This is a genomic window from Enterobacter cloacae complex sp. R_G8 (genome assembly GCF_024599795.1).
GTDB lineage: Bacteria > Pseudomonadota > Gammaproteobacteria > Enterobacterales > Enterobacteriaceae > Enterobacter > Enterobacter dissolvens.
Genome location: NZ_CP102246.1, coordinates 725957 through 740166, shown reverse-complemented (window position 1 = coordinate 740166; position 14210 = coordinate 725957). Strand labels below are relative to the sequence as shown.

The 14210-nt window shown below is 55.0% G+C and carries 14 protein-coding genes; 5 read left to right on the top strand and 9 right to left on the bottom strand.

Features of this window, described 5'->3' with window-relative positions; all coding sequences use genetic code 11:
• Positions 1–6: 6 nt before the first annotated feature.
• Entirely contained in the window at positions 7–1425 is a 1419-nt protein-coding gene (gltD, locus tag NQ842_RS03525; RefSeq protein WP_014833470.1) for a glutamate synthase subunit GltD, read from the top strand.
• Between the two features lie 33 nt (positions 1426–1458).
• On the opposite strand, the gene nanQ is transcribed toward gltD, so the two are convergent.
• From nanQ to rplM, 8 genes are all read right to left on the bottom strand, one after another.
• A complete protein-coding gene (gene nanQ, locus NQ842_RS03520) occupies positions 1459–1926 on the bottom strand; it encodes an N-acetylneuraminate anomerase (RefSeq protein WP_046887322.1) in 468 nt (155 codons plus the stop codon).
• Positions 1927–1993: 67 nt separating this feature from the next.
• Complete coding sequence (locus NQ842_RS03515; protein ID WP_063412697.1) at positions 1994–3478, bottom strand: MFS transporter; 1485 nt, start codon at positions 3476–3478, stop codon at positions 1994–1996.
• 57 nt (positions 3479–3535) lie between these two features.
• Positions 3536–4429, bottom strand: coding sequence for an N-acetylneuraminate lyase (nanA, locus tag NQ842_RS03510; RefSeq protein ID WP_083020541.1), 894 nt, complete (start codon positions 4427–4429; stop codon positions 3536–3538).
• A gap of 122 nt (positions 4430–4551) precedes the next feature.
• Positions 4552–5334 carry a transcriptional regulator NanR gene (gene nanR, locus NQ842_RS03505; protein ID WP_257256499.1) on the bottom strand — a complete coding sequence of 261 codons (783 nt, stop codon included), beginning with the start codon at positions 5332–5334 and terminating at the stop codon, positions 4552–4554.
• A 101-nt stretch (positions 5335–5435) separates the two neighbouring features.
• Complete coding sequence (gene sspB / locus NQ842_RS03500) at positions 5436–5933, bottom strand: ClpXP protease specificity-enhancing factor (protein ID WP_014833475.1); 498 nt, start codon at positions 5931–5933, stop codon at positions 5436–5438.
• Between the two features lie 5 nt (positions 5934–5938).
• Positions 5939–6577 (bottom strand): stringent starvation protein SspA, encoded by a 639-nt coding sequence (sspA, locus tag NQ842_RS03495; RefSeq protein WP_014833476.1) that lies wholly within the window; start codon positions 6575–6577, stop codon positions 5939–5941.
• Positions 6578–6885: 308 nt separating this feature from the next.
• Positions 6886–7278: a 30S ribosomal protein S9 gene (rpsI, locus tag NQ842_RS03490; protein WP_000829818.1), complete on the bottom strand. Its 393-nt coding sequence runs from the start codon at positions 7276–7278 to the stop codon at positions 6886–6888.
• Between the two features lie 15 nt (positions 7279–7293).
• Complete coding sequence (gene rplM, locus NQ842_RS03485; RefSeq protein ID WP_013098967.1) at positions 7294–7722, bottom strand: 50S ribosomal protein L13; 429 nt, start codon at positions 7720–7722, stop codon at positions 7294–7296.
• Positions 7723–8450: 728 nt separating this feature from the next.
• Between rplM and NQ842_RS03480 the strand changes: the two genes are divergently transcribed.
• Positions 8451–9605 (top strand): IS481 family transposase, encoded by a 1155-nt coding sequence (locus NQ842_RS03480; protein WP_373371743.1) that lies wholly within the window; start codon positions 8451–8453, stop codon positions 9603–9605.
• Between the two features lie 131 nt (positions 9606–9736).
• On the opposite strand, the gene zapE is transcribed toward NQ842_RS03480, so the two are convergent.
• On the bottom strand, positions 9737–10861 hold the full coding sequence (zapE, locus tag NQ842_RS03475) for a cell division protein ZapE (RefSeq protein ID WP_257256498.1): 1125 nt from the start codon (positions 10859–10861) through the stop codon (positions 9737–9739).
• A gap of 189 nt (positions 10862–11050) precedes the next feature.
• Between zapE and zapG the strand changes: the two genes are divergently transcribed.
• The 3 genes from zapG to degS all read left to right on the top strand — a co-directional run bounded on the left by zapG (position 11051) and on the right by degS (position 14150).
• Positions 11051–11449: a Z-ring associated protein ZapG gene (zapG, locus tag NQ842_RS03470; protein WP_008502832.1), complete on the top strand. Its 399-nt coding sequence runs from the start codon at positions 11051–11053 to the stop codon at positions 11447–11449.
• A gap of 172 nt (positions 11450–11621) precedes the next feature.
• A complete protein-coding gene (gene degQ / locus NQ842_RS03465; protein WP_014833478.1) occupies positions 11622–12989 on the top strand; it encodes a serine endoprotease DegQ in 1368 nt (455 codons plus the stop codon).
• A 93-nt stretch (positions 12990–13082) separates the two neighbouring features.
• Complete coding sequence (gene degS, locus NQ842_RS03460) at positions 13083–14150, top strand: outer membrane-stress sensor serine endopeptidase DegS (RefSeq protein WP_046889017.1); 1068 nt, start codon at positions 13083–13085, stop codon at positions 14148–14150.
• Positions 14151–14210 lie beyond the last annotated feature (60 nt).

The following is a 14210-nucleotide window of genomic DNA, read 5'->3' as shown; positions in this document are numbered from 1 at the left end:
ATTCAGATGAGCCAGAACGTATACCAGTTTATCGACCTGCAGCGTGTTGATCCGCCAAAGAAACCGCTGAAGATCCGTAAAATTGAATTTGTAGAAATCTATGAGCCGTTTTCAGAAGGCCAGGCCAAAGCACAGGCAGACCGCTGCCTGTCCTGCGGGAACCCTTACTGTGAGTGGAAATGTCCGGTCCATAACTACATCCCGAACTGGCTGAAGCTGGCCAACGAAGGACGTATTTTCGAAGCCGCTGAGCTCTCTCACCAGACCAACACCCTGCCGGAAGTGTGCGGCCGCGTGTGCCCGCAGGACCGTCTGTGTGAAGGCTCCTGTACGCTGAATGATGAGTTTGGCGCAGTGACCATCGGTAACATTGAGCGCTACATCAACGATAAAGCGTTTGAGATGGGCTGGCGTCCGGATATGACCGGCGTGAAGCAAACCGACAAGCGCGTGGCGATTATCGGTGCAGGCCCGGCGGGCCTGGCCTGTGCAGATGTCCTGACCCGTAACGGCGTGAAGGCGGTGGTCTTTGACCGTCATCCGGAGATCGGCGGCCTGCTGACCTTCGGTATCCCGGCCTTTAAGCTGGAGAAAGAGGTGATGACCCGCCGCCGTGAAATCTTCACCGGCATGGGCATTGAGTTCAAACTGAATGTGGAAGTGGGCCGCGACGTGCAGCTCGACGATCTGCTGAAAGATTACGACGCCGTGTTCCTCGGCGTGGGCACCTATCAGTCCATGCGTGGCGGGCTGGAGAACGAAGACGCGCCGGGCGTGTACGACGCGCTGCCGTTCCTGATCGCCAACACCAAGCAGATCATGGGTTATGGCGAAACGGCTGATGAGCCTTTCGTCAGTATGGAAGGTAAACGCGTGGTGGTGCTGGGCGGCGGTGATACCGCGATGGACTGCGTGCGTACCTCCATTCGCCAGAACGCGGCGCACGTGATCTGTGCTTACCGTCGTGACGAAGAAAACATGCCAGGCTCCAAACGCGAAGTAAAAAACGCGCGTGAAGAGGGTGTGGAGTTCCAGTTCAACATCCAGCCTCTGGGTATTGAAGTGAATGCCAACGGCAAGGTGAGCGGCGTGAAGATGGCGCGTACCGAGATGGGTGCGCCGGATGCCAAAGGCCGTCGTCGTGCGGAGATCGTGGCTGGCTCTGAGCATGTGATCCCGGCCGATGCCGTAGTGATGGCGTTCGGTTTCCGCCCTCACAGCATGGAGTGGCTGGCGAAACACAGCGTTGAGCTGGATTCACAGGGTCGCATTATCGCGCCAGAAGGCAGCGACAATGCGTTCCAGACCAGCAACCCGAAAATCTTTGCCGGTGGTGATATCGTTCGTGGCTCTGACCTGGTGGTCACAGCGATTGCCGAAGGGCGTAAGGCGGCAGACGGTATACTGAATTACCTGGAAGTGTAAAAACGAGCCGGATGGATAACCATCCGGCTTTTTTTATGCGGTTAACAGGCTGGCACGCACTTTCACCACGACCTTTTTTATTTCTCTCGCCGATTCGGTAATACACCCCGGTTTATGCGGTTCCCCCGGCATAAACACCACGAACATACCCGGTCTCAGAATGACGAATTGCTCCCCTTCAATGCGCCTGCAAAGCTGATAATCTTCGGCGTTATGCATTTCCTCGCACTCACGCGCAGAGCCGGTAACACCAAACAGAATGCGCTCTTCTCCGGCTAGCAACAGCTGGATATCGATATATTGCGCGTGCAGTTCTGCCTTTTTCTGTTCCGGCGTCTGCGTGTCAAACTGCATAACATTCATAAAGATATCGTTGCCCGGCAGTTCGTAGTGGCCCGGCGCCTTCTCCTGAGGTTGGGCAGCAACCGCCAGCGAGAGGGCGTTTGCCAGGACAGAAGGCAACCCGGAAGACGCCATTGACCGCAGTTCTCCCAAAATCATTATGTGTCTCCTGGTACTAACAGAGCCGCGGTGAGCATTGTTGCGCCAGTATCCATTGCCAGCATCGTCATTTTACCACCTGCTCGCTTTTTACTGTCCCCGCAGGAAAAGCGCCGCTCAGTGGTTTACCGTCGATGGCGTCATGAGTGCGCAGCGCTTCCGGCCTGATCCAACGCTGTACGCGAGACGGCATATCCAGGCCGATCAACAGAATAACCACAAACGTCAGGCCAAAGGAGAGCGATCCCAGCGCGGTTCCCAGTTCCATTCGTTGTGAAAGGAGTGCACCTACTACCGGCGCAATCGCCCCGCCCAGAGCGCCGACGTTATAGGTAAATCCAAGCCCAGCTGCCCGCTGATCGGTATCGTAATAGCCGCCAATCAGCTTAGGCAAAATCCCGGAAATACCCTGACCTAACATCTGCTGGAAAAAGAGCAATAACCCGAGCACCCAGATATTAGCGCCGCCAATCGCAAACACCGGAATGATGAGCAGCTGCGAGGCCAGCAGGCTATAGACGTAAGCTTTACGCGTTCCCAGCCAGTCGCCAAGAAAGCCGCCTACACAGCAGCCTACCGCCGCACCAAACCCGCTGAAGAACAGCACGCGAGCCACCGTAGCCGGATCGTAGGCCAGCTCCGTTTTCAGATAGGTTGGCAGCAATGCCTGAATCGGCCACGAGTAGAGAAAGGCAAACAGCACCACTACCATCAGCGTGACGCCGGTAGGCCAGCGTTTGCCGCTACTTTGCACCATAAAGCTGATAAAAACGACAGCGCACAGCAGCCCCAGTATGACCACCATCCCGACGTTATTAAGCTCTCCCGCAAAACAGAGCCACAGTGCCACTCCGGCAAACAACGTCATCGCAATGTTGATCACACGGTATTTGCCACGATAAAGAATATCGACCATCGTGTGCACCGGGGTTTTTCCTTCATGCTTCGCTTTCCAGTCCCCGGCTTCCGGGATGTTTTTACGCAGCCACAGGGCAAAGACAATAGGCAAGATGCCGATAAAGAATAATGCCCGCCAGCCCCAGACGGGTACCACAAGGCTGTACACCTGCGCCGCAACCACCGCACCAACAGAGAATCCAGAGATGAGAAAACCGCTGGCCTTATTGCGCAGATGTTTTGGCCAGCTTTCAATAACATAGGTTGCGCTGGAACCGTATTCCCCTGCCATTCCCATCCCAATCACCATGCGGGCGATAAACATGGTGACGTAGCCCGGTGCAAAACCGCAGGCCAGCGTACCGCAGGAAAAAAGCACAATGCTGGTGATCATCGCCAGCTTTCGGCCATAGCGGTCGCCCATCGCGCCCAGCAACAAGCCGCCGAACCAGCGCGAGATAAATGCCGCTGAAATAAGGCTCGCCGCTTCAACGGTCGTCAGACCAAATTCACTTTTTACTTCTGTCAGGACTAAGGCAATCAGTACAAAATCGAAGCCATCAAGCAGATACCCCAGCCAGGCGGCGGAGAAGGCACGCCATTGAGGGCGCGTAAGATGGCGATACCACGGGATGCTTTGGGTAGACATACTCATAACACTCTCCCGAACAGGATTTTTAGCCGGACAAGCAACGCGTCATCCGGCGATGCGTTAGCGTTTTTCCGCCATTAACTGCTCCGCCAGCGCTTTCAGCTCCGGCACATATTGTTCATCCACGGGGGCAAACGGTTTGCGGCACAGCGGCACGGAAACCACGTCCATGTAGTGCAATACCGTTTTTAGTCCACGGAATACACCTGACTTGATAAGCAGATCGATAGCCTTGTTACACTCGCTTTGCAGGCGCTGAGCGGTGGCGTTATCCCCGTCGCGAACCGCTTTTGCGATCGCCTGATAGCGCCAGCCCATGATGTTGTAGGTGCTGCCAATTCCCCCATCGGCCCCCGCCAGCAGGCCAGATGCGAAGATCTCGTCATAGCCGTTATAGAGCACCAGATCAGGATGCGCGCGACGGATCTGCTCCATCTGGAAAAGATCGCCTGAGGTTTGTTTCAGGGCACCGACACCCGGCAGCGTCACCAGGGTGTTGATCTGATCCAGACTTAACTTCACGCCGCTTAATGCTGGAATGTTATAGACCACCATCGGCAACCCCTCTGCTGACTCAATAATGGCGCGGTAGTGATCGCAATGCTCTTCAAAGCTGAAGGGATAGTAAAACGGCGTGACGGCGGACACTGCGTCAAAGCCCAGGCGAGCGGCGGCGATGGCGAGTTGCTGGCTTTCAGCCGTACTGATACAACCCACATGCGCGATGAGCGTGATTTTCCCCTTCGCCTCCTCCGCCACAATTTCCATTACCTGTTCACGCTCTGAAAGGGTTTGCACAAACGCCTCTCCCGTTGAGCCACCAACATAAAGCCCGTCGATCCCCTGCCCAATATTGAACTGGACCAAACGGCGCAGACTCTCTTTATCCAAAGCCTGGTGTTGGGTAAAAGGGGTCAAAAGTGCAGCCATTACGCCTCGTAATTGCGTTGTCATAGATACCTCCAGATTGGGTGAGTCAATAATAACGATATACCTTTATACCTGTTATACCAGATCAATTAAGCAGCAGTGGTGACCAGATCGTTTATATTGCGATCGACTTCACTAAAGGATCGTTATGTGTTGGCTTTGGCGTGCTGTCCGAAAGCGTGCCAGGTGGCTGAAACGCTGTTAAGGTGGGTTTGCAACGCCCGATCGGCTTCATCGGGATCGCGGCGGCGGATCGCATCAACTATCGCGATATGCTGGCGATAGCTGGCTTCATTATGCTGATAAAGCTCTACATCCGGCACTTTAGGGCGTGCCGCTATTAACCAGTCGAGCAGCGCAACGTGGATCGCATTGAAGATCGGATTGCCGGGGATCTCCGCCAGTACGCGGTGAAAATCGACATCGGATCGAATAAACAGCGTATTGTCATCCAGAGACTGGCTATTGATCTCCAGGGCTTTCGTCAGCTGCGTAATCTGATCGTCAGTCGCGTATTCGGCGGCATAACGAACGAGGCTGGATTCAAAGAACAAACGGAGCTGCTCAAAGTGGGCAATGCCGCCTGGCTGAGTCAGGAAGTCTTTCGCCATGCCCGACAATTCACTGATGATGGTATCAGCAGAAGGAATGGAGACGCGAGCACGTTCACCATTGTTAATCTGTACCAGTCCTTTACGCTTTAGTGCCGCCAGCGCTTCCCGCACCGAGGGCCGGCCCACATTAAAGACCTCCATCAGCTCACGCTCAGAGGGCAGTTGCTCTCCCTGTGCAAATTCTTTTCGGCGGATCATCTGCTCCAGCTCTTCTTCCACCATATCGGACAGTTTTTTGCGCGTCAGCGGTCGACGACGCAGGCTGCGCCCAAGAGGTTCATCAGAGTTTTCAGCTTTAAGATCAGTCGGTTTCATTGCAATCCGGTGCCATTGAAGAAGAACAATTCATCATAACACAGGAACAAGAGGGGGCGAAAAAGGACACAAAGCAAAACAGGCCCGTTGGGCCTGTTGAATTATTTCACGACACGTAGCGCCGGACGCCCGCCGCGTGGTGGCGGATCGTCATCCGGATCGTTATCATCCTGATGATCGGGTTTGTCGCCGTCGATAACAGACATCACCGTATCGCTTTCGCGTTCTTCGGTTGCATCGTCGTCATTCAGGCTGGCAACGTCTTCGTCGTAAGCCGCTTCCGGCTCAAACATCGTCCCCGCACCGTTTTCACGCGCGTAGATTGCCAGCACAGCAGCCAATGGCACAGAAACCTGACGCGGCACACCGCCAAAACGCGCATTAAAGCGGACTTCGTCGTTGGCCAACTCCAGATTGCCCACCGCACGTGGCGCAATGTTCAATACAATTTGTCCGTCGCGTGCATATTCCATAGGAACCTGCACGCCCGGCAGCGTCACATCCACAACCAGGTGCGGCGTGAGCTGGTTGTCCAGCAGCCATTCATAGAAGGCGCGCAGCAGATACGGACGGCGTGGTGAAAGTTGTGACATTTCCACAGTCATTAGCCTCGGCCGAGACGCATTTCACGTTCCGGTTCAGTTAAGGATGCCAGGAAGGAGTCGCGTTCAAAGACGCGGGTCATATAACCTTTCAGCTCTTTTGCACCTGGGCCACTGAACTCAACGCCAAGTGTTGGCAGACGCCACAGCAGGGGTGCCAGATAGCAGTCCACCAGGCTGAATTCATCGCTCAGGAAGAACGGTTTCTGGCCGAACACCGGGGCAATCGCCAGCAGCTCTTCACGCAGCTGTTTACGCGCAGCGTCCGCTTCAGCGGCAGAGCCGTTTACGATCACGTTCATCAGCGTATACCAGTCTTTCTCGATACGCTGCATGTACAGGCGGCTTTCACCACGCGCAACAGGGTAAACAGGCATCAGCGGTGGATGCGGGAAACGCTCATCCAGGTATTCCATAATGATACGGGATTCCCACAGGGTCAGCTCGCGATCCACCAGCGTTGGTACACTTTGGCTCGGGTTGAGATCGATCAGATCCTGAGGTGGGTTATCCTTTTCCACATGCTCGATCTCAAAACTGACACCCTTCTCGGCCAGCACGATACGAACCTGATGGCTATAAATGTCAGTAGGACCAGAAAACAGCGTCATTACCGAACGTTTGTTGGCAGCGACAGCCATGAAAACCTCCAGGTATATTCAGAATTTTTACTGCTACCGGCCCGGTGGGGCCAGCCAGATGATGTAGCGCCCATCCCCGAGAAGACACATTGTTCAAGAATCGAACAAAAATCGAGTATTCACCGATATTTGGGCAGAAAATTGGATGATAGTTTACCAGATTTTGATGGCTTTGTGGTGAGGGGATTCTGGAAATGTGGAAAAAGAGGAGATATATGCATTGATATTGTGGATAACCTGAGCATTATCCATAAAAAAACCCGCCGAAGCGGGTTTTTCGCCAATCGTTCTGCGTGAGCAGAAAATGATTAACGTTTGGAGAACTGTGGACGACGACGTGCTTTACGCAGACCCACTTTCTTACGTTCAACCTGACGAGCGTCACGAGTAACGAAGCCAGCTTTACGCAGTTCAGAACGCAGGGATTCGTCGTACTCCATCAGAGCGCGGGTGATACCGTGACGGATCGCACCTGCCTGACCGGAGATACCACCACCTTTAACGGTGATGTACAGATCCAGTTTTTCTACCATATCAACCAGTTCCAGCGGCTGGCGAACTACCATGCGGGCAGTTTCGCGACCGAAGTACTGTTCCAGAGAACGCTGGTTGATAACGATTTTACCGTTGCCCGGTTTGATGAAAACGCGAGCTGCGGAACTTTTGCGGCGACCAGTGCCGTAGTATTGATTTTCAGCCATTGCCTATAATCCCGATTAGATGTCAAGAACTTGCGGTTGCTGTGCCGCGTGGTTGTGCTCGTTACCTGCGTAAACTTTCAGTTTACGGAACATAGCACGACCCAGCGGGCCTTTTGGCAGCATGCCTTTAACCGCGATTTCAATCACACGCTCAGGACGGCGAGCAATCATCTCTTCAAAGGTCGCTTCTTTGATACCACCGATGTGGCCAGTGTGGTGGTAGTACATTTTATCTTCGCGCTTGTTGCCGGTTACAGCAACTTTTTCTGCGTTCAGAACGATGATGTAGTCACCAGTATCAACGTGCGGAGTGTATTCCGCTTTGTGCTTACCGCGCAGGCGACGAGCCAGTTCAGTAGCCAGACGGCCCAGAGTTTTACCGGTCGCGTCAACAACATACCAGTCGCGTTGTACGGTTTCTGGTTTAGCTGTAAAAGTTTTCATTAAAAGCTTACCCAAATAATAAGTTACACGTTGGTGAACACCCAAACGTTTAGTCAGTTGAGGTTCACACGACAAAGTCCGGCAAACCTACCCCTTCGAATAGCTCATGCCGACACATAGAAAGTTTCGGGAAAAAAACCTTCTCGTAACGTGGGGTCGCAAGATTATAGAGAAGTTGAGGTCAAAGATCGACCCTTAAATGTGATTTGGAATGGGTTTTTCGGGGGGCGAGTTTTTGCGGTCCGGTGCCCTCCCCCCCAGCCCCTTTCCCACAGGGCTAAGGGTTCCCCAGTAATTCATAACCAGAAGCGATAATGCTGCTCTCAGAATAACTGAGGGCGTTCAGCGATGCCCTGGTCCGGCTGTAAATCGCTGAGGCGTTTCCTGCAGGCCGGGGCGAGGCGCATGGATGCGCCGAGAGGGCGGCTTTACAGGGACGTTACATCCGCCCGTCCCCGATAAGCCGGAAGGAATAAGCCGAGGGCACCGCGAAGCGGCGATTTACCGCCGGGAGCCCGGGTCGCCAGGGCGGTGGCGATTGAGCCGCCCTGGCACGTTCACAAGTCATGCCGTTACAGAGTAGCAAGGAACATAAAGTGAACGGAATAACCACCAGAGCTGTATGTTCCCCCTCACCCCAGCCCTCTCCCCTGTACGGTCCGGGGACATAGTGAACACTTGTTCGGGGACATGGTAGACACTTACAACTAAGGCATAAGAACCCGTTTATGGAGTCGCTTATGCCCTGGGATGCGAGAGATACCATGTCATTACGTACCGAGTTTGTTTTGTTCGCCTCGCAGGACGGGGCGAACATCCGTTCCCTCTGCCGTCGCTTCGGCATTTCACCTGCCACCGGCTACAAGTGGCTTCGTCGCTGGATGGAGGAAGGTTCCTCCGGCCTTCAGGACCGCCCGCGCATACCGCACCATTCCCCGAACCGCTCATCTGACGACATCACTGCCCTGCTGCGTATGGCCCATGACCGCCATGAACGCTGGGGCGCACGCAAGATAAAGCGCTGGCTGGAAGACCAGGGGCACCGTATGCCCGCCTTCAGCACCGTTCATAACCTGATGGCCCGTCACGGCCTGCTGCCGGGCACTTCACCGGGCATTCCCGCCACGGGACGGTTCGAACATGACGCGCCGAACCGGCTCTGGCAGATAGATTTTAAGGGCCACTTTCCCTTTGGCGGTGGCCGCTGCCATCCGCTCACCCTGCTGGATGACCACTCCCGTTTTTCTCTGTGCCTGGCGCACTGTAGCGATGAACGGCGTGAGACCGTGCAGCAACAGCTGGTCAGCGTGTTTGAACGCTACGGCCTGCCGGACAGGATGACGATGGACAACGGCGCCCCATGGGGAGACACCACCGGCACCTGGACGGCGCTGGAGCTGTGGCTGATGCGCCATGGTATCCGGGTGGGGCACTCCCGGCCGTATCATCCCCAGACGCAGGGCAAGCTGGAGCGTTTTCACCGCAGCCTGAAGGCGGAGGTGCTGCAGGGGAAGTGGTTCGCGAGCGAGGGCGAACTGCAGCGCGCCTTCGACCACTGGAGGACGGTCTATAACCTTGAACGCCCGCATGAGGCGCTGGATATGGCGGTACCGGGCTCGTGGTATCAGCCGTCAGCACGGCAGTACAGCGGCAACATAACACCCCCGGAGTATGACGAGGGCGTGATGGTCAGGAAAGTGGATATCAGCGGAAAGCTGAGCGTGAAAGGGATAAGTCTGAGTGCAGGCAAGGCGTTCAGGGGAGAGCGGGTCGGGCTGAAGGAGATGCAGGAAGACGGCCGCTACGAGGTGTGGTGGTACAGCACAAAAGTGGGGGTGATCGACCTGAAGAAAAAGTCGATCACCATGGGTAAAGGATGTTAAAAAGTGTTCACCATGTCCCCGAACACCTGTCTACCATGTCCCCGGACCGTACACCCCTAAGAGGAGAGGGGGCCGTCCGTGCGCGCTTATTCTGTGGAGATCCCTCAGCCCACAGGGAGAGAGGAGGGCATTTAAGGCATATGCTCCAGCTTCAGATACTCCTCGCTCTGCATCTCCTGCAGGCGCGACAGGCAGCGCTGGAACTCAAACTTCAGACGTTCCCCCTGATACACCTCATATAAAGGCACCTCGGCGCTCACCACCAGCTTGACGTGGCGTTCGTAAAACTCGTCCACCAGCGCAATGAAGCGCCGCGCTTCGCTCTCCATCAACCGTGTCATGACGGGGACATCCAGCAGCATCACCGTGTGGAACAGACGCGAAAGGGCGATGTAGTCGTGCTGGCTGCGGGCATCGACGCAGAGCGTAGAGAAAGAGACCGCCAGCGTTTGATTTTCCACGCCAAGCGTTGGCAACGGTCGATGGTTAATCTCCAGCGTCGGCGCGTTTTCGCGCTTTGCCCCGGCCAGCGCCAGCCAGAGTTTATCCATCTGGCGGGTAGTCTCTGCGTTCAGCGGCGAGAGCCACAGGTGCGCCTGGGTCAGCGTGCGCAAACGGTAATCCACGCCCGCATCAACGTTCATAATGTCACAATGTTGTTTGATGGCATCAATGGCAGGCAGGAAACGCGCCCGTTGGAGGCCGTTACGATACAGCTCATCCGGTGGAATATTCGAGGTAGCGACCAGCGTGATCCCGCGGGCGAACAGCGCTTTCATCAGGCCGCCCAACAGCATGGCATCGGTAATATCCGAAACAAAAAACTCATCGAAACAGAGGACGTCCGTTTCGGCCTTAAACCTGTCAGCCACAATCTCCAGCGGATCGCTTTTGCCCTGCAGCGCCGTCAGCTCTTCATGCACCCGCAGCATAAAGCGGTGGAAGTGCAGACGCTGTTTTCGCTCACCCGGCAGGCTTTGATAAAAGAGATCCATCAGCCAGGTTTTCCCGCGCCCGACACCACCCCACATATATAAACCGCGCACGGAAGGGTTAGCCTGCTGCTCTTTTTTGCCAAGCAGCCGACCCAATGCAGCCTTCAGCCCACCGCTCTGCCCTGCCTCAGCAGGTTTTGCCGTGAGTTCCTGATAAATCGTATCCAGACGGTTAACCGCTTCACGTTGAACGTCATCCGGCTGATGTGAGCCCTCGTCCAGGGCCAGTTGATATCGCGATGCGGGGGACAGGGTTTGCATAATCTTGTTGTTATTCCTTCAATTAAACCTCATCAGCAGGCGTGACTGATGAAAAAAAGGCCGTTCTACACTACGCGATGATACGTCAGGATTCCACTTCTGCAGAAATAGCGGTTATAGTGGCAATATCAGGCACAGGCAGGAGCCGAGCCAACACCCTACGGAACAACAAGACAACGGGAGAAGTTCATGACCTGGGAATATGCGCTAATCGGTTTAGTCGTCGGCATCGTGATCGGTGCTGTGGCCATGCGTTTCGGTAATCGCAAATTGCGTCAGCAGCAGTCACTGCAATACGAACTGGAAAAGAACAAAGCCGAGCTGGAAGAGTATCGCGAAGAGCTGGTCAGCCACTTTGCCCGTAGCGCCGAGCTGCTGGACAACATGGCAACCGACTATCGCCAGCTGTATCAGCACATGGCAAAAAGCTCCAGCAGCCTGCTGCCGGAAATGACCGCGGAAACCAACCCGTTCCGCAACCGTCTGGCAGACTCTGAAGCCGGTAACGATCAGGCCCCTGTTCAGATGCCTCGCGACTATTCTGATGGCGCGTCCGGCCTGCTGCGCGGCGGTGTAAAACGCGATTAATCGCACAACCTGAATTTATTTTACGGGCGCAGCGATTGCGCCCGTCCTTTCTTCCTGACCCCAGCTATTATTTAGTTAAACACCTCATTGTTCAGCGGTTTAAAATTCAATAACATCAACATGTTTTTGGGCCCGTTTTTTCCTTTACTCCAGGTTACGAGAGTCAGCATCGATGAAGAAAAAGAACCAGCTGTTGAGCGCGTTAGCGTTAAGTGTCGGGTTATCTCTCTCGGCGTCCTTCCCTGCCCTGGCCGCCCTTCCTTCGCAGGTGCCGGGCCAGACGGCTATTCCGAGCCTCGCCCCCATGCTGGACAAAGTGTTGCCTGCAGTGGTTAGCGTGCAGGTAGAGGGAACGGCAGTACAAAGCCAGCGCGTACCTGAAGAACTGAAAAAATATTTTGGCGATGAGTCTCCCGACCAGCAGGCTCAGCCTTTTGAAGGGCTGGGGTCTGGCGTCATTATTGATGCGGCCAAAGGCTATATTCTGACCAACAACCACGTCATCAGTCAGGCCGATAAAATCAGCGTGCAGTTGAATGATGGCCGGGAATTTGATGCCAAACTGATTGGTGGCGATGATCAGAGCGATATTGCGCTTTTGCAGGTGCAGAACCCGAGCAACCTGACGCAGATTGCCATCGCAGACTCCGACAAACTGCGCGTCGGCGACTTTGCCGTTGCCGTGGGTAACCCCTTTGGTTTAGGACAAACCGCCACCTCCGGGATCATCTCTGCGCTGGGCCGCAGCGGTCTGAACCTGGAAGGGCTGGAAAACTTTATCCAGACCGACGCCTCAATTAACCGCGGTAACTCCGGCGGTGCGCTGCTGAACCTTAACGGTGAGCTGATTGGCATTAACACGGCAATTTTGGCCCCGGGCGGCGGCAGTATCGGGATTGGTTTTGCGATTCCCAGCAACATGGCCAAAACGCTGGCACAACAGCTTATCCAGTTTGGCGAAGTCAAACGCGGGCTGTTGGGTATTAAAGGGATGGAGATGAGCGCCGATATCGCAAAAGCGTTCAATATCAACGTGCAGCGCGGTGCGTTCGTCAGTGAAGTGCTGCCAAACTCCGGCTCGGCCAAAGCGGGCATTAAATCGGGCGATGTGATCGTCAGCCTGAATGACAAGCCGCTGAGCAGCTTTGCAGAGCTGCGTTCACGAATCGCCACCACTGAACCGGGCGCCAAAGTGAAATTGGGTCTGATTCGTGACGGCAAGCCGCTGAACGTGGAAGTAACCCTGGATAAGAGCACATCCTCCTCTGCCAGCGCGGAGCTAATCGCACCGGCACTGCAGGGCGCGACCCTTAGCGACGGACAACTGAAAGACGGGACAAAAGGCATCAGCATCGATACCGTCGAGAAAAGCAGCCCTGCTGCACAGGCAGGATTGCATCAGGATGATGTGATCATCGGCGTGAATCGCACGCGCGTGCAATCCATTGCTGAGCTGCGCAAAGTGCTGGAAAGTAAACCAACGGTCATTGCCCTGCAAATCATGCGCGGCAACGAGTCTATCTATATTCTGTTGCGCTAAGCATTTGCGATCCCGGGTATCACCGCTGCGTGTGATGTCCGGGATAACTCATGTTATGCTGCAAATCGTTCCTTTTTTAACGACACGCGCATCATGCTTTTAAAGCTCTTTCGTTCAATTGCCATCGGTTTGATTGTTGCAGCCCTGCTGTTAGCGGCCATGCCGTCTTTACGCCAGTTCAACAAGCTGTCGGCGCCCCAGTTTGACAGCACGGATGAAACGCCTGCTACCTATAATCAGGCTGTTCGCCGTGCCGCACCCGCTGTGGTTAACGTCTATAATCGCGGCCTCAACAGTTCCGCCCATAACCAGCTGGAGATCCGCACCCTCGGCTCCGGCGTGATTATGGACGATCGCGGGTACATTATTACCAACAAACATGTGATTAACGATGCGGACCAGATCATCGTTGCGCTTCAGGATGGCCGCGTGTTTGAGGCCTTGCTGGTGGGTTCTGACAGCCTGACCGATCTGGCGGTACTGAAGATCAACGCCACCGGCGGGCTGCCGGTTATTCCGATTAACCGTAAACGTACTCCTCATATTGGCGACGTGGTTCTGGCTATCGGTAACCCTTACAACCTGGGCCAGACCATCACCCAGGGGATTATCAGCGCCACCGGTCGAATCGGTCTGAATCCATCGGGACGGCAGAACTTCCTGCAAACCGATGCCTCCATCAACCACGGAAACTCCGGCGGTGCGCTGGTCAACTCCCTGGGCGAGCTGATGGGCATCAACACCCTTTCGTTCGATAAAAGTAACGATGGCGAAACGCCGGAAGGAATTGGCTTTGCCATTCCGTTCCAGTTGGCTACCAAGATTATGGATAAGCTGATCCGCGACGGCCGTGTCATCCGCGGTTATATCGGGATTGGCGGTCGTGAGATTGCCCCCATGCATACCCAGGGTGGCGGTATCGATCAGATTCAGGGGATTGTGGTCAACGAGGTGGCGCCTGGCGGCCCGGCAGCTAACGCGGGTATTCAGGTTAATGATGTCATTTTGTCGGTGAACGGCACACCGGCGGTATCGGCGCTGGAGACAATGGACCAGGTTGCGGAGATCCGCCCTGGCTCTATCATCCCTGTTGAAGTCATGCGTAACGATAAGAAGCTGACGATTCAGGTCACCATTCAGGAATACCCGGCCACCAACTGACAGCCATAAAAAAACCGAAGCCAGTCAGTGCTTCGGTTTTTTTTGCCGGGTGGCGCTAAC

Bases quoted from the DNA above. Each gene is read 5' to 3' on its own strand.
- nanR (WP_257256499.1), bottom strand. From the start codon at position 5,334: ATGAAACCGACTGATCTTAAAGCTGAAAACTCTGATGAACCTCTTGGG.
- nanA (WP_083020541.1), bottom strand. From the start codon at position 4,429: ATGACAACGCAATTACGAGGCGTAATGGCTGCACTTTTGACCCCTTTT.
- degS (WP_046889017.1), top strand. From the start codon at position 13,083: ATGCTTTTAAAGCTCTTTCGTTCAATTGCCATCGGTTTGATTGTTGCA.
- zapG (WP_008502832.1), top strand. From the start codon at position 11,051: ATGACCTGGGAATATGCGCTAATCGGTTTAGTCGTCGGCATCGTGATC.
- nanQ (WP_046887322.1), bottom strand. From the start codon at position 1,926: ATGATTTTGGGAGAACTGCGGTCAATGGCGTCTTCCGGGTTGCCTTCT.
- rpsI (WP_000829818.1), bottom strand. From the start codon at position 7,278: ATGGCTGAAAATCAATACTACGGCACTGGTCGCCGCAAAAGTTCCGCA.
- zapE (WP_257256498.1), bottom strand. From the start codon at position 10,861: ATGCAAACCCTGTCCCCCGCATCGCGATATCAACTGGCCCTGGACGAG.
- rplM (WP_013098967.1), bottom strand. From the start codon at position 7,722: ATGAAAACTTTTACAGCTAAACCAGAAACCGTACAACGCGACTGGTAT.
- sspA (WP_014833476.1), bottom strand. From the start codon at position 6,577: ATGGCTGTCGCTGCCAACAAACGTTCGGTAATGACGCTGTTTTCTGGT.
- NQ842_RS03480 (WP_373371743.1), top strand. From the start codon at position 8,451: ATGGAGTCGCTTATGCCCTGGGATGCGAGAGATACCATGTCATTACGT.
- degQ (WP_014833478.1), top strand. From the start codon at position 11,622: ATGAAGAAAAAGAACCAGCTGTTGAGCGCGTTAGCGTTAAGTGTCGGG.
- NQ842_RS03515 (WP_063412697.1), bottom strand. From the start codon at position 3,478: ATGAGTATGTCTACCCAAAGCATCCCGTGGTATCGCCATCTTACGCGC.
- gltD (WP_014833470.1), top strand. From the start codon at position 7: ATGAGCCAGAACGTATACCAGTTTATCGACCTGCAGCGTGTTGATCCG.